19 protein-coding genes are annotated in these 21,601 nt (G+C 64.4%); 8 read left to right on the top strand and 11 right to left on the bottom strand.

The genetic code is table 11. The annotated features are described in order from the left end of the window. Positions 1-6: 6 nt before the first annotated feature. The 3 genes from plsX to ACQY4S_RS00925 all read right to left on the bottom strand — a co-directional run bounded on the left by plsX (position 7) and on the right by ACQY4S_RS00925 (position 3,301). A complete protein-coding gene (plsX, locus tag ACQY4S_RS00935) occupies positions 7-1,101 on the bottom strand; it encodes a phosphate acyltransferase PlsX (RefSeq protein WP_428483718.1) in 1,095 nt (364 codons plus the stop codon). Positions 1,102-1,192: 91 nt separating this feature from the next. Continuing rightward, a complete protein-coding gene (rpmF, locus tag ACQY4S_RS00930) occupies positions 1,193-1,396 on the bottom strand; it encodes a 50S ribosomal protein L32 (protein WP_428483295.1) in 204 nt (67 codons plus the stop codon). Between the two features lie 204 nt (positions 1,397-1,600). Continuing rightward, on the bottom strand, positions 1,601-3,301 hold the full coding sequence (locus ACQY4S_RS00925; protein WP_428483294.1) for an AMP-dependent synthetase/ligase: 1,701 nt from the start codon (positions 3,299-3,301) through the stop codon (positions 1,601-1,603). 143 nt (positions 3,302-3,444) lie between these two features. On the opposite strand from ACQY4S_RS00925, the gene ACQY4S_RS00920 reads away from it, so the two are divergent. Continuing rightward, a complete protein-coding gene (locus ACQY4S_RS00920; protein WP_428483293.1) occupies positions 3,445-5,223 on the top strand; it encodes a M3 family oligoendopeptidase in 1,779 nt (592 codons plus the stop codon). A gap of 115 nt (positions 5,224-5,338) precedes the next feature. Here ACQY4S_RS00920 and ACQY4S_RS00915 read toward each other — a convergent pair whose 3' ends face one another. Continuing rightward, on the bottom strand, positions 5,339-6,223 hold the full coding sequence (locus tag ACQY4S_RS00915; protein ID WP_428483292.1) for an MBL fold metallo-hydrolase: 885 nt from the start codon (positions 6,221-6,223) through the stop codon (positions 5,339-5,341). A 267-nt stretch (positions 6,224-6,490) separates the two neighbouring features. Here ACQY4S_RS00915 and ACQY4S_RS00910 point away from each other — a divergent pair, with 267 nt between their 5' ends. Together ACQY4S_RS00910 and ACQY4S_RS00905 are read left to right on the top strand one after the other, a co-directional pair. Continuing rightward, the gene (locus ACQY4S_RS00910) at positions 6,491-6,748 is read left to right on the top strand and encodes a type II toxin-antitoxin system Phd/YefM family antitoxin (RefSeq protein WP_428483291.1); all 258 of its coding nucleotides are present in this window, start codon (positions 6,491-6,493) and stop codon (positions 6,746-6,748) included. Further along, complete coding sequence (locus ACQY4S_RS00905; RefSeq protein ID WP_428483290.1) at positions 6,745-7,134, top strand: type II toxin-antitoxin system VapC family toxin; 390 nt, start codon at positions 6,745-6,747, stop codon at positions 7,132-7,134. Before ACQY4S_RS00910 ends, ACQY4S_RS00905 begins: the two co-directional genes overlap by 4 nt. Before the next feature lie 152 nt (positions 7,135-7,286). Here ACQY4S_RS00905 and ACQY4S_RS00900 read toward each other — a convergent pair whose 3' ends face one another. Then, positions 7,287-8,072, bottom strand: coding sequence for an SDR family NAD(P)-dependent oxidoreductase (locus ACQY4S_RS00900; RefSeq protein WP_428483289.1), 786 nt, complete (start codon positions 8,070-8,072; stop codon positions 7,287-7,289). Between the two features lie 102 nt (positions 8,073-8,174). Here ACQY4S_RS00900 and ACQY4S_RS00895 point away from each other — a divergent pair, with 102 nt between their 5' ends. From ACQY4S_RS00895 to ACQY4S_RS00885, 3 genes are all read left to right on the top strand, one after another. After that, on the top strand, positions 8,175-10,310 hold the full coding sequence (locus ACQY4S_RS00895; protein WP_428483288.1) for an acetate--CoA ligase family protein: 2,136 nt from the start codon (positions 8,175-8,177) through the stop codon (positions 10,308-10,310). Positions 10,311-10,747: 437 nt separating this feature from the next. Next, entirely contained in the window at positions 10,748-11,749 is a 1,002-nt protein-coding gene (locus ACQY4S_RS00890; protein WP_428483287.1) for a hypothetical protein, read from the top strand. Between the two features lie 354 nt (positions 11,750-12,103). Beyond that, complete coding sequence (locus ACQY4S_RS00885) at positions 12,104-12,796, top strand: hypothetical protein (RefSeq protein WP_428483286.1); 693 nt, start codon at positions 12,104-12,106, stop codon at positions 12,794-12,796. A 256-nt stretch (positions 12,797-13,052) separates the two neighbouring features. Here ACQY4S_RS00885 and ACQY4S_RS00880 read toward each other — a convergent pair whose 3' ends face one another. From ACQY4S_RS00880 to ACQY4S_RS00870, 3 genes are all read right to left on the bottom strand, one after another. Further along, positions 13,053-13,337 carry a (2Fe-2S)-binding protein gene (locus tag ACQY4S_RS00880; protein ID WP_428483285.1) on the bottom strand — a complete coding sequence of 95 codons (285 nt, stop codon included), beginning with the start codon at positions 13,335-13,337 and terminating at the stop codon, positions 13,053-13,055. Continuing rightward, positions 13,337-14,530: a M20 aminoacylase family protein gene (locus ACQY4S_RS00875; RefSeq protein ID WP_428483284.1), complete on the bottom strand. Its 1,194-nt coding sequence runs from the start codon at positions 14,528-14,530 to the stop codon at positions 13,337-13,339. The genes ACQY4S_RS00880 and ACQY4S_RS00875 overlap by 1 nt, the downstream gene beginning before the upstream one ends. Positions 14,531-14,927: 397 nt before the next feature. After that, positions 14,928-15,917 carry a zinc-dependent alcohol dehydrogenase family protein gene (locus ACQY4S_RS00870; protein ID WP_428483283.1) on the bottom strand — a complete coding sequence of 330 codons (990 nt, stop codon included), beginning with the start codon at positions 15,915-15,917 and terminating at the stop codon, positions 14,928-14,930. 236 nt (positions 15,918-16,153) lie between these two features. Here ACQY4S_RS00870 and ACQY4S_RS00865 point away from each other — a divergent pair, with 236 nt between their 5' ends. Both ACQY4S_RS00865 and ACQY4S_RS00860 read left to right on the top strand, forming a co-directional pair. Beyond that, positions 16,154-17,119, top strand: coding sequence for an alpha/beta fold hydrolase (locus ACQY4S_RS00865; protein WP_428483282.1), 966 nt, complete (start codon positions 16,154-16,156; stop codon positions 17,117-17,119). 82 nt (positions 17,120-17,201) lie between these two features. Continuing rightward, the gene (locus ACQY4S_RS00860) at positions 17,202-18,359 is read left to right on the top strand and encodes an MFS transporter (protein WP_428483281.1); all 1,158 of its coding nucleotides are present in this window, start codon (positions 17,202-17,204) and stop codon (positions 18,357-18,359) included. Between the two features lie 307 nt (positions 18,360-18,666). Here ACQY4S_RS00860 and ACQY4S_RS00855 read toward each other — a convergent pair. The 3 genes from ACQY4S_RS00855 to ACQY4S_RS00845 form a co-directional block, all read right to left on the bottom strand. Beyond that, a protein-coding gene (locus ACQY4S_RS00855; protein WP_428483280.1) for an IS630 family transposase occupies positions 18,667-19,609 on the bottom strand; the annotation gives its coding sequence in 2 pieces (ribosomal slippage) (positions 18,667-19,272 and positions 19,274-19,609; 942 coding nt in all). 336 nt (positions 19,610-19,945) lie between these two features. Beyond that, positions 19,946-20,344 carry a Zn-ribbon domain-containing OB-fold protein gene (locus tag ACQY4S_RS00850; protein ID WP_428483279.1) on the bottom strand — a complete coding sequence of 133 codons (399 nt, stop codon included), beginning with the start codon at positions 20,342-20,344 and terminating at the stop codon, positions 19,946-19,948. Positions 20,345-20,349: 5 nt separating this feature from the next. Continuing rightward, positions 20,350-21,522 (bottom strand): thiolase domain-containing protein, encoded by a 1,173-nt coding sequence (locus ACQY4S_RS00845; RefSeq protein ID WP_428483278.1) that lies wholly within the window; start codon positions 21,520-21,522, stop codon positions 20,350-20,352. Between the last annotated feature and the right edge of the window lie 79 nt (positions 21,523-21,601).

Genomic DNA, 21,601 nt, shown 5'->3' with positions numbered 1-21,601 from the left:
TTCCACTCAGGCGGTGGCGAGGTGGTTGTCGTCCGTCGAACCCGCGTTCGGTCCAAGACTGACATCCGTGGTTTGCTTGACCGGCGGCGTCGCCGAACTCTTCTCCGCCGAGTGACGCCTGAGCAGTCCCAGACGCGCGAGATCCTCCCGGATCCGATCGTTGAAGCGATGCACCACCATGTCCATCGCGACATCGACCGCGTGGGCGAAACCCTGGGCATCGGTGCCGCCGTGCGACTTCACCACCACCCCGTTCAGCCCCACCATGACGGCGCCATTATAGCGCACCGGATCCAGCCACTCGCGCAACCGGTCGAGGCCGGGCCGCACCAGCAGATAGGCGATCTTTGCCATGATGCCGCTGGTGAAGACCTGCTTGAGGAACTCGCCGATCAGCTTCAGCGCGCCCTCCCCGGTCTTCAGCGCGACGTTGCCGGTGAAGCCGTCGGTCACCACCACGTCGACGGTGCCGGCGGCGATATCATGGCCTTCAATAAAACCATGGAACTGTGGCCCGACATGGCTGGCACGCAGGATCTCGGCCGCCTCGCGCACGATATCGTCGCCCTTCATCTCCTCCGAGCCGACGTTCAGCAGGCCGATGGATGGTGCCGTGAGGCCCAGCACGGTGCGGGCGAAGACGTCACCCATGACGGCGAACTCGACCAGGTTGCGGACGTCGTAATGCACGTTGGCGCCGAGGTCGAGCATGACCACGTCGCCGCGCGCCGACGGTCCGATCCCGGCCATGGCCGGCCGATCGATGCCGGGCAGCGTCTTGATGACGATCTTGGCCAACGCCAGCAGTGCGCCGGTATTGCCGGCGGAGACCACGCCCGAGGCTTCCCCGCTCGCCACGGCGTCGATCGCGAGCCGCATCGACGACTGGCGCATCCGCAGCGCAGCGGTCGGCTTGATATCGTTGCCGACAACATCGGGCGCGTGCCGCACCGTACAGGCCGCGCGGGCGCGCCTGGAACGGCTGAGCAAGGTGTTCAGCACCGGCTCGTCGCCGATCAGCAGGAAGCGCGCGCCTGGATGCCGTTCGGCGGCGAGTTCCAGACCCTGCACGACCATGTCGGGCGCCTTGTCGCCGCCCATGGCGTCGATCGCCAGGGTGAACGACGCCAAAGCAAGCGGTGCGTGTATGGAAGGAGCCGTCACCGGAGGAGCCGTATGCCGCGATCCGGGCTCAGGCGCGAACAGCGCCTCGCAGCGGCTTGCCGGCTGCGACGACTTCGCGTCCATCATAGTGCCCGCAGTGGCTGCACACGTGGTGTGGACGCTTCAGCTCGCCGCAGTTGGAACACTCGGCGTGCGCTTCGTGCGGCAACGCCTGGTGGCTCCGCCGCATGCCGCGACGGGAAGGCGATGTTTTTCTCTTTGGTACGGCCATGGACCAGGCTCTTTCTCGAACACCGTATGCCCCGCGACCCGATGGATCGGAGAGGCGGACACGTTTGAACCGACAGACAAGCCGCGCCCTCTAGCAGAGCGGCCGGCGCGTCGCAATGACCGTTCGGCGGAAAATCAGGCTGGGTCACCGTGGCCTGGGTCGCTGGGGCCTGGGTCGCTGGGGCCTGGGTCACCGTGGCCTGGGTCACCGGGGCCTGGACAGTACCTGAGCGTTGGCACGGATCGCCAACATGCGGCGGATCTTCTGCGAAGCCGTCAGCAAGCCGTTTTCGACGGTGAACGGCGCGACCACCGCGTGCTTGCGAATGCGCTCGGTCGCGGATAGGCGCATGTTGGTCCGGTGCACCGCCAGCGCAACGGCGACGTCGTCCAGACCCTCGGCCGGGACGACCAGCGCGCTTAGGCCGCTGCGGCCGTCGCCGGCGACGACCGCCTGGGCGATCTCGGCTTCCGCCATCAGCATGCCCTCGATCCTGGCTGGCGAGACGTTCTCCCCGCCTGACAGAACGATCATGTCCTTCTTCCGGTCGGTGATACGCAGATAGCCGCGGTCGAGCTCACCAATGTCGCCGGTGTGCAGCCAGCCATCGACGATGGTGGCGGCGGTGTCGGCCGGGCGGTTCCAGTAGCCGTCCATCACCAGGCTGCCGCGGACCAGGATTTCACCGTCGTCGGCCAGGCGCAGATCGACGCCGCCCAGCACGGTGCCGACGGTGTCGATGCGGATCGCGTCGGGCGGGTTGGCGCTGATGACGGGACCGGCCTCGGTCTGGCCGTAGCCCTGCATGATCTTCAGGCCGAGGGCGAGGAAGAACCGTCCCACCTCGGGTTCCAGGCGGGCGCCGCCGGACATCGCCGCGACCAGCCGGCCGCCGAAGCGCGCGCGCACCTTGGCGCGGACCAGCCGATCCAGCAGCGGGTCCAGCAGATGCTCCAGCGGAGTGAGCGGTTGGCGATCGATGCGTTTGTGGCCGATCGCCAAGGCTGTCTGGAACAGACGCCGCCGCCAGGGCTTTTCTCGCGCGAGCTGTGCCAGCACGCGGGCGCGGATCACCTCCAGCACCCGCGGCACGACAGTCAGGATGGTTGGGCGGACCGCCAGCATGTCCGCCGCCAGGTGCTCGACGCCGCGGGCATAGACGATCTCGGTGCCCAGGCTGAGCAGGAAGAACTGGCCGACCGTGTGTTCATAGCTGTGCGCCAGCGGCAGATAGGACAGGTAGACCTCATTCTTCAGGCGCAGCGGGCGGACCAGTTCGACGGCGCCGGCGCAATTGGACAGGATGCAGCGGTGCGGCAGCATCACCCCCTTCGGCACGCCGCCGGTGCCGGAGGTGTAGATCAGGCAAGCCATTGTCGTGGCGGGAATCTGGTCGGCTTCCAACGCGATGTCGTCCGGCTGCCGGGCGTCCTGGACCAGCGACGCCCAAGGCACGATGTCGGGCAGGCTTTCCGGCGGCGTGTCCATCATCACGACAAGATCGAGTTTCGTCGCCTTGGCCGCCGCCTGCCGTAGCCTCTCGGCCAGCGGGGCCGAGGATACGATCGCCACGCGTGCGCCTGAATCACGCAGCAGATGCGCGTGGTCCGCGGCCGTGTTGATGGTATAGGCCGGAACCGGTATGGCGCGGATCGCCATCAGGGCGGTTTCGGCGATGGGATATTCCGGCCGGTTCTCCATGCAGAGCAGCACGCGGTCGCCGGCCGACACGCCCGCGGCGCGCAGGGCGCGGGCGCAGGACGCGGCCTGGCGCGCGAATGCGCCCCAGGTAACCGTGTGCCAGGCGCCATCCTGGTAAGCGCGCAACATCGGCTTCTCCGGCCAGGCGCCGGCCAGGGTGAACATCATCGCGGCCAGGTTCGGCCAGTTTGAATTGGTCTGCACGCATCCTCCGGCGCGGGATGCCGGGCAGGTTGATTCCGCTGGCCAGCACGCCCTTTGACGTGGGACACTCCTAGCCTACATATCTTACTTACGCAGCAGGTCCAATCCTGCTTTCGCCGCAGGTTCAGGATGTTGAAACCATAATGAATACCACCAGCCCCGCACAGACGAGCACACTGCCCACGTGGGACCTGTCCGATCTATACACTGCGCCTGACGATCCCATGGTGGCGGCTGACTTCGCGCGGGCGCAGGCGATGGCGAAATCGTTCGCCGCCACCTACGCCGGCAAGTTGGCAACGCTGTCCGGTGCCGCGATCGCCACCGCGATCGCTGATTACGAGCGTATCCAGGAAAGCCTCGGCCGCCTGTCATCATACGCCCAGCTTCTGTTCGCAGGCGATTCGACCGACCCGGCGATCGGCCAGTTCTACCAGACGGTGCGCGAGCAGGTGACCGGGATCAGCAGCGACCTGATCTTCTTTTCGTTGGAGCTGAACCGGCTGAGCGACACGGCGCTGGAGGCGAAGCTGGTTGACCCGGCCCTGGCGCATTACGGCCCCTGGCTGCGCGACCTGCGGGTCTACCGGCCGCACCAGTTGGCGGACGACCTGGAGAAGCTGACGCATGAGCGGGACCTGACCGCCAACGGCGCCTGGGTGCGGCTGTTCGACGAGACGATCGCCGCCCTGCGGATCCCTCTGGAAGGCGCCTCATTGACGGTCAGCGATACGCTGAACAAGCTGTCGGACCGCGACCGATTGGTACGCGAGGCCGCCGGCCGCGCGATCGGCGCCGTGTTCGGGGACAATCTGCGGCTGTTCTCGCTGATTACCAACACGCTGGCCAAGGACAAGGAGATCGAGGACACCTGGCGCCACCATGCCCGCCCCGGCAGCGCGCGGAACCGCGCCAACATGGTGGAGGACGAGGTCGTCGATGCGCTGGCGACGGCGGTGCGGGACTCCTATCCCCGGCTGTCGCATCGGTACTACCAGATGAAGGCGCGGTGGCTGGGACTGCCAAAGCTGCAGCACTGGGATCGGAATGCGCCACTGCCGAGCGACGATGACCGGTTGATCGAGTGGGGGGAAGCGCGGGAGCAGGTGCTGACGGCCTATGGCGCGTTCAGCCCGGAGCTGGCGTCGGTGGGCCAGCGGTTCTTCGACCGGCCATGGATCGATGCGCGGTTGAAGCCGGGCAAGTCAGGCGGTGCCTTTGCCCATCCGACGGTGCCAAGCGTTCATCCGTACCTGCTGTTGAACTACCATGGCAAGACGCGGGACGTGATGACCCTGGCGCATGAACTCGGTCATGGCGTGCACCAGGTCGTCGCGGCTCGACAGGGCTACCTGATGTCGGGGACGCCGCTGACCCTGGCGGAGACGGCGAGCGTGTTCGGCGAAATGCTGACGTTCCGCTCCCTGCTGGATGCGGCGACCCTGGCGCAGCGGCGGATCATGCTGGCGGCGAAGACCGAGGACATGCTGAACACGGTGGTCCGCCAGGTCGCGTTCTACCAGTTCGAGACACTGCTGCATGATGAGCGGCGCAAGGGCGAGCTGCTGCCGGAGCGGATCGGCGAGCTGTGGATGCAGGTGCAGACCGAGAGCCTGGGGCCGGCGTTCGAGTTCACGCCGGACTACAGCGTGTTCTGGGCCTATGTGCCGCATTTCATTCATTCGCCGTTCTACGTGTATGCCTATGCATTCGGGGATTGCCTGGTGAACGCGCTGTATTCGGTGTTCCAAGGCGGCCATCCCGGGTTCCAGGCGAAGTATCTGGACATGCTGCGGGCGGGCGGCACCAAGCGGCACAAGGAACTGCTGGCGCCGTTCGGGCTGGATGCGTCCGACCCGGGGTTCTGGAACAAGGGGCTGGACGTGATCTCGGGGTTTATCGATGAGCTGGAGGCGGGCTGATCCAAAGGACGTGAAGGTCATGTCGCTTCGCTGTCGGGGCTAATGGGCCTGGCGGAGAACTTCCTGAACGTGGCGTAAAGCTGCGCCACCTCCGCCAACCAATCGGAGTGACCTGTCAGTTCCGTCCGGGATAGGCGCTGCCGTCCGCCGCGGTTTGCGGCTGGTTGACGTAACGTCCATCCTTGGGCACGGCGACGCGATCAAAGTCCGTTGCCAGTCGGTTTAGGGCCGTCCGCATCGCCTCTCCGTGCATGGCCCTGCCGTGTCCGGTCACCACTACCTCGGGCGCCAGTTTCGCCAGGCGCTGGACCGAGTCCCTGGCAGCCTGCCAGTCGTGGGTGAAATACATCGGCGGTCCATGCAGTTCGGGCTCCTGCACCGTCACCGCATAGGCGGATTCCTGCGCGGTGGTGATGAAGGCGTCACCGGCGATCAGGCAGCGATCCGACTCGCGCCAGAATGAGACGTGGCCGACCGAGTGGCCAGGCGTATGGATCCAGCGCCAACCCGGCATGTGCGGCACCGTGCCGTCCTGCGGATACGCCCGCAGCCACAGGCTGACACTGAGCGGCCCACGCGGATACAGCGGCGCGAGCATGGACATGATGCCGCCACCGACATGCGCGTCCGGCTTTGGATAGGCGGTCGTGCCGTCGAGATACGGGTGCTCCAGCGGATGCGCGTAGATCGGCACGCCCCAGCGTTCGGCCAGGGTCGTCAGGGCGCCGACATGGTCGAAATGACCGTGCGTCAGCAGGATTGCGGCGGGCGGTCCGTCGGTGGCGAAGCGGGCTTCGGCGGTGCGGGCGATGATGCCGGCGGTGCCGGGCAGGCCGGCGTCGATCAGCACCCATTCGGGTTGGTGTGGCTGGCCGAACAGCATGATGTTGACCAGAGCCAGGCGCCGGTAGGCCAAGTCGGGAGCAATTTCGAAGACACCTTCCTCCGGAATTTCAATGCCGGTCTCGGTGGACTCATTGATCGGAATCTGCTGCGCCATGGGTGATGCCCTCCAATCCGCCAACTGATGACGACGGGCGGCGGTTGAGCCTGGCGGGCTTCACGAAGTGGTTAGGTCGGCAGCGCGTGAACGGTGCGCCCGACGTTCGTCATGGTTTTGTCGCCACGCAAGCTAATCCGAACGCGGTCAATGCCGTTGTGGGCGTGGATGACCTTCCCGTGCAGCCCATCGACAAAACCGCCACCGCGTCCAGGGGTTGGCGCCTTGGCCGGTCCTCGCCAGTTCCCGCTTGACACGCAGCCGCCAATGACCAGATTATTGGTCATGGAAAAAAGCATTACTCTTGCCGAAGCCAAGGCGCACCTGTCCGCCCTCATCACCGAGGCTGAGGCTGGTGCCGAAATCACCGTTACCCGCCATGGCCACCCGGTGGCGCGGATCATTGGCGCACCACGGACGGTTACCCGCACCCTGGGCGACTGGGGCTGGAACGGCACCTACAACAAATCCCTGTTTGCTCCGATGGCCGACGACGAAGCCCGCGAGGAAGGCTGGCCTGTGTGACGTTCCTCGCCGACGCCTGCGCGATCATTGTCTTTCACGGCTACGGCGGACAGACCATGAGCCACGCGGGCAAGATGGCGATGAGCACGGGTGACGTCTTCGTCGCTTCCATCACAGTCTGGGAGATCGCCCGCAAGGTTGCCCTTGGCAAACTGGAACGACCCGCGCCGCCCGGCTTCAACGGCACTTTGTCCGAGTGGCTTCGACAGGTTGGCTATCGTGCGCTGCCGCTGACCTGGGATGTTGCCGAACGAGCGAATGGGCTGCCGATGCACCACAAGGACCCGATGGACCGAATGCTGATCGCTGCCGCGCTCGAACGGTCGCTGACCGTGATCACCGACGACACGGTGTTTCGCGAGTACAAGGTCGCGACGATCTGGTGATTTTTAGTCAGCGGCTGGCCTTGCCGGAGAAGCAGAGCGGCTGACGGGCATGACCTGCCGGCCAATAATGAAGAGGTGGAGACAGGGCCTCCGTCCACGCAGGAAGGGCGCCGCGTGGTTGGAGACGACATCGCTGATCCCCGGATACGGGCTCAATCGTCGCTGCCGACAACCGATCCCGCCGTTGTGCCGCCATCGATCACGATTGTCTGTCCCGTGGTGAAGCTTCCAGCGGCCGAGGCCAGGAACACCGCCGCGCCGGCGATCTCATCCGGCTCGCCGATCCGCTGCAGCGGCGTGTCCTTGGTCCGCTTGCGGTACAGCTCCGGATTCTCCCATAGCGCCCGTGCGAAATCCGTTCGCACCAGGCCCGGCGCGATGGCGTTGGCGCGGATGTTCCTGGGCCCCCATTCCACCGCGATGTTGCGCGCCAATTGCATGTCGGCGGCCTTGGAGATCGCGTAGGCGCCGAGCTGCGCTGATCCGCGCAGGCCGCCAATCGAGGAAATAATGATCAGCGCCCCGCCGCCGCGTTGCACCATGTGCGGGATCGCCATGTTCGCCAGCCAGACGTTGCTGCGGACATTCGATCCCATGACCCGATCGAAGGCCTCATCCGGCATGCCGGCGGCCGGCCCCAGGTAGGGGTTCACCGCCGCGTTCTCCACCAGGATGTCGATCCCGCCGCACTGCGCCAGCGTCTGGTCCACCAGCGCCTGAAGCTCCGGCTTGCGGCCAATGTGGCAGGGAATGACGACGGCGTTTCCGCCGGCGGCCCGGATGCCGGCCGCCGCCGCCTCGCACGCATCCGGCTTGCGGCTTGAGATCACCACCATCGCGCCGTGCTCCGCCATCCGCGTGGCGATCGCCAGGCCGATGCCCTTGGTTGATCCGGTGACGATGGCGACCTTCCCGGTCAGATCAAACAACGATGACATCTGGTTCCCCCGATTGTTCGCGCGCCACCCGGCGTGACGCTTGCCGCGCGGTTACCGGCGAGTATGCTGGCCGCCGAAGGAACGTCAATCAGGCCAAAGTCAATGCAATACCGGCGCACCGGAGTCTACAGTCGCGATCAGCTCATTCGCCTACTGCATCCGCAAAGCATCGCCGTCATCGGCGCCTCCACCCGCGCCGGGGCGTTCGGCAAGCAGGTGCTCGCCAACATGGCGCACTACGCCGGCCGGTCCTATCCGGTCAACGCGCGCTATCCGACCATCAACGAACAGACCTGCTACGCCAATGTCCGGGACCTGCCGGAAACCCCGGACTGCGCGGTGATCTGCGCGGCACGCGACGCGGTGGAGGAGATCATCCTCGACTGCGTCAAGGCCGGCGTCGGTGGCGCCATCATCTTCGCCTCCGGCTATGCGGAAACCGGCAAGGAAGACCGCATTACGCAGCAGGAACGGCTGGCGGCGATCGCGCGGGAGACGGGGTTGCGCATCGTCGGGCCGAACTGCATCGGCGTGGTGAACGCCATGCTGGACAGCCGCGTGACATTCATGGACATCACGCCGATCCCCCAGCCAGAGCCGCACGCTGTCGGCATCATCAGCCAGTCCGGCGCGCTCGGCATGGCGCTGGCGCAGGGCGTGGTGCGCGGGCTGTCGGTCAGCCATGTGCTGACCTCCGGCAATTGCTGCGACGTCGATATGGCGGATTACGTCAACTATCTGGTTGACGATCCCGCCTGCGCGTCCATCGCCTGCGTGTTCGAGGGCATGGCGACGCCCGACCGCCTGCTGCTGGCGGCCGAGAACGCCTGGGCGGCGGACAAGCCGCTGGTGATGTTCAAGATGGCGACCGGCGCGCACGGCGCCGCCGCGGCAATGTCGCACACCGGGTCGCTGGCCGGTTCGCACGACTCCTACCGCGCGCTGTTCCGCCATGCCGGCGCGGTTGTGGTGGATGATTTCGAGGCGTTGATGGAAACCGCCGCCTTCTTCGCCAAGGCACCGCCGCCGAAGGCCGCGGGCGCTGCGGTCATCGCCGCCTCGGGTGGGGCGGCGATCATGGCGGCGGATCGGGCGGAGCAACATGGCGTGCCGATGCCGCAGCCGACGCCGGACGTCCGTGCCATACTGGAATCCCGCATTCCGGAATTCGGCTCCTCACGCAATCCTTGCGACGTCACCGCCCAGGTGCTGAGCGATCCGGAATCCCTCGGCGCCTGCGCCACGGCGCTGCTCGGCGATCCGCAATATGGCGTGCTGGTTTCGCCGCTGACCTATGGCTACGCGCCATCGGCGAAACGACCGCGGCTCTACAGCGCGATGGCCAGGGAAGCCGGCAAGATGGCCTGCGTCGTCTGGCAGACGGAATGGCAGGACGGGCCGGGTGTGGTCGAGGCGAACCAGTGCGACCGGGTCGCGCTGTTCCGCTCCATGAGTGCCTGTTTCGCGGCGCTGGCGGCCTGGCAATGGCGGGCCGACAAGCGGGCGGCAGGCGCGCAGGTGGTCGCGGCCACACCGGACGGGGTGGCGGCGGAGGCGCGTGCGCTGATCAAGGCGGCCACCGGCGAGACGCTGACGGAGCGGGAGGTCAAGGCGGTGCTGGCGCTGTATGGGGTGCCGGTGGTGGGGGAGCGTCTGACCGCCTCCGCCGACGATGCCGCCGACGCCGCCGGCGCGCTGGGCTATCCCGTCGTGCTGAAGGTCGAGTCGGCCGATCTGCCGCACAAGACCGAGGCCGGCGTCATCCGCCTGAACCTGCGGGACGCGGATGAGGTGCGCGCGGCCTGGCACGCCGTGATGGCGAACGCCGACAAGGTGTCGCCGCCGCCGCGGATCAATGGCGTGCTGGTGCAGCCGATGGTGCCGGCCGGGATCGAACTTGTGGTCGGGGCCCGCAATGATCCGCTGTTCGGGCCGCTGATCGTGGTGGGTCTGGGCGGCATCCTGGTGGAGGTGCTGAAGGATACCGCGATCTCCCCTGCCCCGGTCACGCCGGCCGAGGCCGTGGGGCTGCTGCGCCGCCTGAAGGGGGTCGCGCTGCTGGACGGGTTCCGCGGCATGGCCGGGGTGGATATCGGCCGGCTGGCGCAGGTGATCAGCGATGTGTCGCGCTTTGTCGCGGATCACCGCGACACGGTGGCGGAGCTGGACATCAATCCGCTGATCTGTGCGGGGTCGGGTATCACGGCGGTGGACGGGCTGATCGTGCCGATCCGGTGATCCGGGATGGCGGGATCAACTCGCTGCTGATTAACAAATACACTGTTTGCGGTAGCGCACCACAGTCACAACGTCATGGCGCGCCTGCGTCGAATACGAAGCAACACCTTTCGGTCCGGACCCGTTTCCGGATGGGCTCCGGCCGGCTACCCGCAGCTCGCGGTGCGGGACGTAGCATCGCCCTGGCAGGCCGTCTTCCTGCGATGACCCGAGGGTGTAAAGGCTGCCTCCAAAACTGTATTCTAACGTCCAAGGGCCTGAGTGACTCACAACGGCAGATGGCGCGCTTCTGCGGCGCTACTTGGCAGGCAAGACAATAAGGAGGTCGGCATGCGTGTTTTCGTGACGAGCATCCGTCGCAAGGCGAACGGCGAAGCCGTGCGGGAGATTGCGCAGGGCTACAACGCCCACAACAGCACAATTTCTACGCTGGCCGCGTGATGGAGGATTCTCGGCCGATCATCGACACGAGAGAGTCGATCAACGCGGTAGGGAATATGCTGGCGGCCGTCCTGAAATCAGGCCCGCAATATCCGAACCATCTTGCGGACACCTACACCGATATCTCAAGGTCGATTCCCTCAATCATACCGAGCAGCCAAGACGCTACAGCGAGCTACCAACGGGTATGTAAAGCTTTTCTTGACAATGTAATTCGCGTTCGAGGTATGCCGATCAAAGAAATATCAGGCAGCGATGAACAGCAATCACAAAACGTCAGTTCCAGCGGGAGCCACGTAGCCAAAATATTTGATACGCTCCGCCCATCAATCACCGAGCAGTTTGAGTGGTGTGTTGAGAACTATCGTTCTCAGTCGAACACTTATTTAAATGGCCAGATTGGCCAATTTCAGGCGATGTTGAAAGAGTTTCTTGACCAAGTCCCAAGTGGAGGAACAAAAGACAAGGCGATCAAGGGCAGCATTGCGGAAATCAAGAAAGAGCTTCGCTCTTTGGCAACGTGGGATCGGCTGTTTTACACATACAAGGCGAGAAGCTTTCCCGCCGAAATCGAACATATCTTTGTGTTCGCAGGCAATCCTCTTGCCGCAATCTGGCGCTATAGCGATCTGGACGCGCAGGGCGAATACCAGAAGACTTACAACCATCAACAGCGTGACGGCCGCGTGTATGCCGTTCGCGGCTGTTGGGCTTTCGAAAAGGGTCTTATGAAAGTTGGCCCCGCTGGCTATCTGGATGCGATCAGCAGACCGAGCCAAGAACTTGGTTGCATGTGTTCCCTTCAATGGGTCACGGGCGTTCGCAGATTGCCGGGCGACATGATAACGGACAAAGGCCGCTCGGAACTTGACCGTGTAACGGCAGTTATTCCGGTAGAGAGGAAACCGGAGAATAAACCCCAATCTGCTGCAGCCGACGCCGGGCCGAGGGTACCGAAAAGCAGGGTTATGCGTTGGTTTGGATTTGGCGGAGATTAGTCGCATGAAAGACGGTGCTTGGCAGATGGCCTTGGACGGCGCGCGAGCCCACCAGCGGAAGCGCCCGGTTCATGCCGAGACAGACGCCTTTGTTGGCCAGGTTACCGAGCGGTTCCTTCGCCTGATCGAAACGGTGCCGCGGTCCGAAAGCTCTACAGAGGTCGTCTTGGCCCCAGCCACCTTGACCGCCGAGGAGCGGGATTAACGGTGAGTGCCCCTTATGTCGCAACGTCCAATGAACGAGTCCTCCATCAACGAATGAGTGACCTCACGTTGAAAGTTGCCCGGCCTTTGGTTCGGTATAATGATCGAGAGGCTTGGCCTAAACCTTTGTCCGGAGGCAGTTGCTTCATATTGCGTTTTGAGCGTGGGCTAATTGGGGTTACCGCCGACCATGTTATTTCGGCTTTTGAAGAGGACAAGCGGAAGGATGTAGGCATGAGGTGCCTACTTAGGACGGTTCCATTTGATCTTCTCGGCGCGGTTCTCGCTCGTAACGCCGATCTTGACATCGCAACATTTGCCGTCACCGAAGATGACTTAACGGGAAGTGAGGCCGTAGCGTTGGATTGCCGTTCCACGAGTTGGCCGCCGCCAGCACCCAACCAAGGCGACCCGGTTAGCTTCGGCGGTTTCCCTGGGGAAATCGCAAAACAAACTTTGCACTTCAATGCAGTATTTCGTGCTTTTATGACACTCACTTTCATCCAAGATGTAACTCAGCGCGACATCATCGTGACCTATGAACCTACGCGAGACAGTCGAGTTGTGGCAGGGACAGGGCCGGAGCTAGGGGCTAACCTAAGCGGGTGCAGTGGCGGGCCTGTGCTGATGCATTCCGAATGCGCCGGACTTCATCGCTGGTTCCCGGTAGGGATGATGGTTGCGGGGCCGCGAGAGCAGGGCACCGGCATTTCAGCCGAGTTCGATATCCTCCGCCTTCGCCGTATTCATTTCATTCAGCCCGACGGGACCATCGAGCATTCGGATACGGCCTGTGCGGCTGAGGGGAACGAGGCCAGCGCAGGCCTTCGCCACTTACCATAAAAGCGATTAGGCGATAAAAGGCCCAATAGAGGCATTTTCCTCCGACGGGCTCGGCTTACGTAATGGTGGGGCACCTCCTGGTCGAGCAGGGGCATGGCGTCGTGCTCCATGCAAGGAGCGAGGCCCGGGCCGATGGCACGCGGGTCGCGCTGGCGCAAGCCAGGGCGGTGCTGGTCGGTGATCTTCGCCATCGCCTTCAACAAACGTTAGTGATGCCGCCCTGCACCGTCAGCATGCTGGCGATGACGAAAACTCGTTATTTCAAGGATGCCGAACCCTCCTGCCGCTCCACCCGCATCCCGTCCCGCGCGGCCACCATGCAGGTCTGCACGTTCGCCTGGCCGTCCACCATCGCGAGGCAATCAAAGCAGGCGCCCATCATGCAAAACGGTCCGCGCGGCGCGCCGGAGATCGGCGTCGTGCGGGTGGCGGCGATGCCGGCGGCCAGCAACGCCACCGCGACGCTGTCGCCGCTTCGGGCGGGGATCGCCTGGCCGGCGAACCAGATCATCAGGTCCGTCGGCGTCCGCCGCGTCAACATCAGTCAACGGCGCCTTTCGGCAGCTTTTTCTCGGTAATTCCGGCGTACAGGGCGACGCCGTAGGGGATCGCGGCATCATTGAAGTCATACAAATGGTTATGCAGCGCGGCGGTGTCGCCGCTGCCGAGGTTGATGTGCGCGCCGGGCACCTGCTCCATCATGAAGCTGAAATCCTCCGATCCCATGCCGGGCGGTCCGTCGCGGCGCACCGCCGCTTCGCCCACCAGCGCCGCGGCGGCATCGCCGTAGGCGATCGCCTCGGCCTCGTTGTTCACCATCGGCGCGAAGATGACCCGAAAATCGAGTTCAGCCGTCGCCCCGAAGCCGGTCGCGAGGCTGGTGGACAGGCGCCGCATGTTGGTCTCGATCGTCTGCATGATCTCGCGCTTCATCGTCCGCACCGTGCCGGCGAGCACCGCATGCTGCGGGATCACGTTGTAGGCGTCGCCGGACTGGATCCGCGTGATGCTCAAGACCGCGGTATCCTGCGCCGAGATGTTGCGCGACACGATGGACTGCAGGGCGGTGCCGAGGTGGCAGGCGATCACCACCGGGTCGATGCTCTGCTGCGGATGCGCACCATGGGCGCCCTTGCCGGTGATGGTGATGTCGAAGAACGCGCCACCCGCAGCGCGCGCGTTGGGTCCGGTGATGAAACGGCCGACCGGCAGCCCCGGCCGGTTGTGCATGCCGTAGACGAAATTGCAGGGGAAACGCTCGAACAGCTTGTCCTTGAGCATTTCCAGCGCGCCGCCGACGCCTTCCTCGGCCGGCTGGAAGATGAAGTTGACAGTGCCGTTGAAGTTGCGGGTTTCCGCCAGGTATTTGGCCGCGCCGAGCAGCATGGTGGTGTGGCCGTCATGGCCGCAGGCGTGCATCCGGCCGGGATTCTGGCTGGCATACGGCAGGTTGGTCGCCTCCTGGATCGGCAGCGCGTCCATGTCGGCGCGCAGCCCGACCGCGGCCTCGCCATTGCCGTTGCGCAGCACGCCGACGACGCCGGTCTTGCCGACGCCGCGATGCACCTCGATCCCCCATTCCTCCAGCTTGCGGGCGACTAGGTCGGCGGTGCGATACTCCTCCAGCCCCAGTTCCGGATGGGCATGAATGTCGCGGCGGATGGCGGTCAGCTCCGCCTGATAGGATTGGGCACGATCGAGCGCGGAGTTGGTTTCAAGCGCGAACTGGGACATCGGCGGGTTCCTCGGCTGGTGCGACAGCGCCAACCATAAGCAGGCGGCATCTGGCTGACCAGGGTCGGTCGGCTGCCACACGCCGCCGCGTGTCCGGCACCGAAGAAGCGTCGCTGGCTTGACAGCCTGGCACCGCACCGCAGAGCCCTGACACGACTCCTCCAACGCTCCGGCTTTTGCACGAAACGCGTTCGCATGAAGCGCGATTGAGCAACTTTGGCGGGCCGTCCAGATGCGACCGCCCTGCTGTTCCGACCGCACTGCTGTTGCCGGAAACACACGGGCGGGAACTGCCGTCCCAGGCCGACCTGACCCGGCGCGCCGCGGCCTGAAAATCCGCCGACTAAAGCAGGGACAGCCGGCTGGCTTGCAGCAGCCGGCTTCCTTGGCGGCCGATCTAGACGGTCACCACGATCTTGCCGATCTGCTCGTTGCCTTCCAGGTAGCGATATGCCTCGACGATCTGGTCCAGCGTGAACGTCTTGGCGATTTTCGGCGTCAACGCGCCGGACTTCAGGCCATCGAGCACGTAGTCCACGCCGCTTGCGCGCCGCGCCGGATCGGCGATGATCTCCATCAGCGAGTAGGCCCGCATCGACAGCCTGTTGGCAAAGCTCGCCATGGTCGGGAATGGCGTCTCCTCGCCGCTCAGGCCGCCGTACTGAAACAGGATGCCCGACTGCGCCATCCCCGCCGCCAGTTTCAGCACCATGCGGCCGCCAACCGGGTCGAACACGACCCGCGCGCCCTTGCCGTCAGTCGCGGCCATGATCGCCGCCGGCACATCGTCCTCTTCGGTCGCGATCACCGTTGCCGCGCCGGCTTCCAGCAATGCGGCACGCTTGGCCCCGGTCCGCGTGGTGGCGATCGGCGTGGCGCCCACATGACGGGCGATCTGGATTGCCGCCAATCCGACGCTGGAAGACGACGCAGCTATCACGACCGCATCACCCCTGCCGAGATGCGCGATGTCGATCAGCGCGCCGTAGGCTGTCATGTACTGCATCCAGATTGAGGCTGCCTGCTCGAACGACAGTGCCTCCGGCTTGGCCACCAGCACATCGGCGGGAACCAGGGCCACCTCCGCACACGCGCCATACTTGCCTTGCGAGTAGCCGGGAATGGTGCTGACCGCGTCACCGGGCTTGAACGACGTCACGTCCGGTCCAACTGCGCGGACGACACCGGATATCTCGTAGCCGATCCGCGATGGAAGGCTCGGCTGCTCCAGGTAGATGCCACGCCGGAACATGGCCTCGGCGCGATTGAGGCCGATGGCGCGGACCTCGACCTGAGCCTCGCCTGACCCCGGCTGCCGCGGCGACTCATCCTCGAGCTTCAGAACCTCGGGGCCACCCAACTCGTGAAACCGCACGACCTTGCTCATTGATCAATCTCCTGCCTATGCCGAAATTCAACTGGCACCACGTTGCCGCGGGAGCAATCCCGGATGAATGACGGGGCCGCGCGGGCACATGCGGCGGCTCCCTGGTCACGGCCGAGCCACCCATGCACTGGCGAGCGGAGGTTTGAGGCACTTGCCATGCAGGGCCAGGCAGGCTGTTGTGGCATTATCGCAGCGGTCTGCCGGCCCGATCTGCTTGCATCGAGGTGTCCGACGCCATGTATCTCAACATTTTCGCCAATGGGCAGCAGCCGCTGGACATGACCGACACGGACGAGTTCCGCAGCCTGCTGGACAGCGCGGCCGACCTGGGCATTCCGCATGCGCGGGATATTGCCTATCGGTCCTGCAACGTCGTGCTGCGCCAGATGAGGTTCCATTTCCTCGACTGGGGCGCGGCGGACGCGCCGCCGATCGTGCTGCTGCACGGCGGCCACCAGTCGGCGCATTCGTGGGACCTGGTCAGCCTGCACCTGGCGCAGCGTTACCGCGTATTGGCGCTGGATCAACGCGGCCATGGCGACAGCGAGTGGGCGCGCGATGTTGCCTATTCCAACCACGAGATGTCGCTGGACGCCGAGGCCTTCATCGACACGATGGGGCTGCGGCGGCCGGTCCTGATCGGTCATTCCATGGGCGGACGCAACGCCATGCTGCTGACGCGGCGCGATCCGTCGCGGCTGGGCGCGCTGGTGATCGTCGATGTGGGGCCGGAACTATCCGACAAGGGGCGAGCGGCGATCGCCGGGTTCGTGCAGGTGAACCAGGAATTCGATGATCTGGAGCACTTCATCCGCAACGTGCGTCAATACGATCCGTATCGCCCGCGCGAGCATATCGAGCGGACGGTGAAGTACAACATGCTGGAACGGGCGGACGGGAAGTACGTCAGCAAATGCGATTCCAATCCGCGCCGGCTGAACATCGTGCGCGGCAGCGGTCTGTTGGAGAATGTCTCTCTTGATGACGCGACACGTTTCGACTTGCCGGTGCTGCTGGTGCGGGGCGCGAAGTCAAATATTCTCGCGCCCGAGGCAGCGGAGCGGTTCGCCGACGCGCTACCGCGCGGCACGCTGGTGACGGTGCCGGACTGCGGCCATAATGTGCACGGGCAGAACACCAAGGGTTTCATTAGTGCGCTGAATGGGTTTCTCGAGACGCAGGCCGGAGCATCCGCCGCTTGAAGACAAGCCGGTGGTCGGACAACCTGTTTCATATCGCGATTTTTTTGCCGTTGCCGATCTGCCAGCCGTTCTGACGGCGGCCATGTTGTCTCGGCTGGCCGGCCGCATGCTGTTGCTGGCTCTCGTGCTGTATGTGCTGGGACGCTTCGCCTCACCCGCGCTTGCCGGGTGGGTGACATGTGCCGCCGTGGCACCAGGCTTGATGATCAGCCCGCTCGCTGGCGCATTTCTTGACCGTATCGGATCGGCCTCGGCAGTCACGGTCGACATGATCGCGAGCACGGTGCTGATCGCGCTGCTGGTCGCGGCGGATCAGCTTGGCTGGGTAAATCCCGTCGTCCTGTTGATACTGGTTGGACTGTTCTCTCTGACAAGCCCCCTCAGCACCGCGGGCATCCGTGTTCTGCTGCCTCGGCTGGTACCAGTCGAGGCGCTTGACCGCGCCAATGCACTCGACACTGCGATCCATGCCGCTGCCGACGTGCTCGGACCAGCGCTCACGGGGCTGATCGTTGCCTTCGCCGGACCAGCGCCAGCACTGACGCTGATCGCCCTGACGTTCGGCATGGCGGCCGTCTGCATTGCTCGCGTGCGTCTCGTCCCGAATGTGGCGCCTTCATCGGGCTCGCTCCTGCATCACACGTTGGAGGGCGTCCGCGTCGTCATGCGCCACCCGACGCTGCGCGGGCTGGCGGTTTCATACATCCTGTATCAGGTGGCCTGGGGTATTCTTGTTATCGCCGTGCCCGTGTTCATGGTCCGCACGTTCGCCAATGGCGCAGGCGAGACGATGACGGGTTTCCTGTGGGCGGCGACCGGCATCGCCGGCGGCCTGGGCGCCCTGCTGGCCGGCCAGCTTCGCACCGCGGGACGAGAACGGCCGATCATGGCGGCCGGCATGCTGGCAACCGCCCTGGCCGCCTGGTCAATCGCAGCGGAACTTGGATCCCCGGGATTAGTCCTGGGTCTTCTGATGGCCGGTTTCGCCGAAGGGCCAATCGATGTCGGCCTGCTCACGCTGCGACAGCGGCGCACTGATCCCGCGCTGCTCGGCCGCGTCCTCTCCGTCTCGATCAGCCTGAACACCGCCGGCTTCCCGCTTGGTTCCGCGTTCGCCGGCATGCTGATTACGCGTTCGCTATCCGTGACGTTTCTGGTTGCCGGCGTGATTGCTGCCCTGGCCGCCCTCGCCGTGCGGTTAGTCCCCACCGAAACCCACGAAGGGCCCTGCAGAACTTAACGACACGCGGGCTGCCGCCTTTGTCGTTGCGCCCAAGCACAGGATACGTGAACAAGGAACGACTGCAAGTCAGACACGTTTACCCAGTTCCGTCATGGCGCGCCTCGGCCCGTTATTCACGGCTTGCAGTGCTGGTCTCGACAACGGCGTGGATGGCGGGCGTACGCCCGCCATGACGTTGAGCGCAGGGCACGTTGCGACAAATGAAGCGCTTATTGATAAGCAAAGACCCAGGGCCGCAACAGCCTGCACAGCGGACAGCGTTGATCAGTCCCATAAAACGCGGCTGGTTTAGAGCATGATCGTTTTAGGTTGACCCGTAGCCGGAGTTGACGAGGTAATTGGCGCATTCTTCGACGGTATACTCGTCGAGGAGCTTGGCGATCGCTTCGATCACTGCGTCGATGGTGCGGGCGTTGGCCTTGCGCAGCAGGGTTTTGAGTTTGGCGAACACCTGCTCGATCGGGTTGAGGTCGGGACTATAGGGTGGCAGGAAAATCAGCTTTGCACCCGCTGTCCGGATTGCCTTGCGGATGACAGGGCCCTTGTGACTGCTCAGATTATCCATGATCACAACGTCGCCCGGTCGTAACGTCGGCACCAGGAACTGCTCGACATAGGCGCGAAAACTGATCGCGTTCATCGGCTGATCGAGCAGGCATGGCGCATGAATGCCGTCGCATCGCAGGGCGGCAACGAAGGTTTGCGTCTGGCGATGACCATGCGGCACCTTGGCGAGCAGACGCTGGCCGACCGGGCACCGCCCCCGGATCGGGGTCATGTTCGTCTTCGTCCAGGTTTCGTCTACAAAAACAAGCCGTCTGGGATCAACTTTATCCTGCCGCTTTTGCCATTGCAGGCGCCGACGGGCAACATTGGGACGATCCTGCTCGCTGGCGTGCAGGCTTTTTTTTAAAGCTGAGACCAGCGCGGTCAACGATGTTCCAGACAGCAAAATAGCTCACCGTGATGCCACGGTCTTGCAACTCAGCGAGCAGTGCGCGCAACGGCAGATCCGGCTGTTGCGCAATCCGTTCGATAATCCTGTCGCGTTCGTTGGCCAGTGCGAAGGGCCGATGACCACCCAGCCCCTGCGCCGCCACGCTGCCCTTCTGTCGATCCAGCCGCGACCACCGCTGCACAGACGACTCACTGACCTGGAAGAGGGTCGCCGTCTCAAGCCGGCTCCTGCCTGAGCGGAATGCCGCGACAGCGCGTTCTCGCAAATCCAACGTGTAAGGAGCACCCATCCATGCTGGCCTCCGACCCAGCCCACAGCTTGGATCAGATTTTAGGCCGCGCCGGAACCCCTACTCACGCAGGAGTCAACTTAAAACGATCATGCTCTAGGTTGACTCAGGAGTCGCGCTTTACCTCATTGTTTGATCGCGTAGCTCAGCCTTCTGACCGTGCCAGCCCCAGGCGATCACGCTTTAAACCATGGTCGCGTCGAGCGGCACGTTCAAAGCGCGTTAATCATGCAATCGAACCAGCGGCTCGACCAACCGTCAGCCGGCGTTGCGCAACCGACGAACAGCGCCGGCCCATGCGGACCGGCGCCGTTGACCCGCCTTCGGCAAGGCCGGTCAGGCCGGAGCGAAGAACGGCAAGGGCGGTCCGCCCTCGGACGGCACGAACGTCACCTTGACGTCCTGGCCAATCTTCAAGGCATCAAGATCGCAGTCGACGATGTTGGTCAGCATCGACGGCCCTTCGGCCAAGGTGACATAGGCGATGGCATAGGGTGCCTCACCCCGCTTCATGACGCTGAGGGAATAGATCTTCCCCTTGCCCGAGGCTTCCTCCCAGGCGCAGTCGCCGAAGCAGAACGGGCATAGGGCACGTGGATACCAGTGCGCCTTGGTGCACCTGGTGCAGCGGCGAACCATGAACTTTCCCGCCGCGGCGGCATCGAAGAACGGCTTTGTTTCTGGATTGGTGTCAGCGGTTCCGACGAACGGGATCTTTCTCTGTACGTAGGCCATGATGATTACTCCCGCTCCAGGATGACGGTGCTGCCGCAGTGACGCGTGCCGAGCGACCCGCCGGTGCCGTGGGCGATCGCCAGGTCGCAGTTGGCAACCTGTACCGAAGGGTGCGCCTCACCGCGCAACTGGCGCACGGCTTCAATGATCTTGGTAATGCCGCCGCGGTTGGCCGGATGATTGTTGCACAACCCGCCGCCATCGGTGTTGAACGGCAGCTTGCCGACGCCGGAGATCAGGTTGCCATCGGACACGAAGGCGCCGCCCCTGCCTTTCTCCGCGAAGCCTAGATCCTCGAGCTGCATCAGCACGGTGATGGTGAAACTGTCGTAGATCGAGGCGTACTTGATGTCGGACGGCCTGATGCCGGCCATCTCCCAGGCTGGGGGGCCGGACCAGCGGGCGGCGGTGTAGGTCAGGTCGACCTCGCCGCCCATCTGGTGCTTCGGCGATTCGCCGACGCCGATCACCTTGACCTTCGGCCGCTTCAGGCTTTTGGCGATCTCCGGCTTGGTCACGATCAATGCTCCGCCGCCGTCGCTGATCACGCAGCAATCCAGACGGTGCAGCGGGCTGGCGACGATCGGCGACTTCACCACGTCCTCGACCGTCACGACATCCCGCAGCATGGCGTTCGGGTTGTACTGCGCATGGGTTGAGGCGGCGACCTTGATCCAGGCAAGCTGTTCACTGGTGGTGCCATACTCGTACATGTGGCGCGCGGCGCACATCGCGTACTGGTTCACTACCGTTGGTCCGTACGGGTATTCGAACTGCATCTCCGGCGCCGTGGGACTGCCGGCCCGCGGTGCGGTGCCGGTCGCCATGCCTTCGCTGCGCGGCCGCCCGGCCAGCGTGATCAGCGCGACATTGCACCGCCCGGCGGCAATGGATTCCAGCGCGTGACCAACCGCCACCTGATAGGACGAACCGCCGACATCGGTGCTGTCCACATGCCGGCACTTCAGGTTCATGTAGTCCACCATGGACAACGGTCCCAACGACCCCGGCGCGTCACCGGCGCAAAAGTAGCCGTCCACATCGTCCTTGGTCAGGCCCGCGTCTTCCAGCGCGCCCTTGGCGCACTCCGCGTGGAGCATGGCGATCGACTTGTCGGTCGCCTTGCGCGTGGGATGTTCCCACGCCCCCACGATATATGCCGCACCTTTCAAACTCATGCTTCACTCCCCCATGCGTCCGCGAATGGTCTGGCCCCATGCGTCGGACCGTCTCAACCAGGGGGATTATACTGATCGG

The organism is Rhodopila sp., from assembly GCF_965276935.1.
Lineage (GTDB): Bacteria > Pseudomonadota > Alphaproteobacteria > Acetobacterales > Acetobacteraceae > Rhodopila.
The sequence above is the reverse complement of the archived record's forward strand: the minus strand, read 5'-3'. Positions and strand labels throughout refer to the sequence as shown.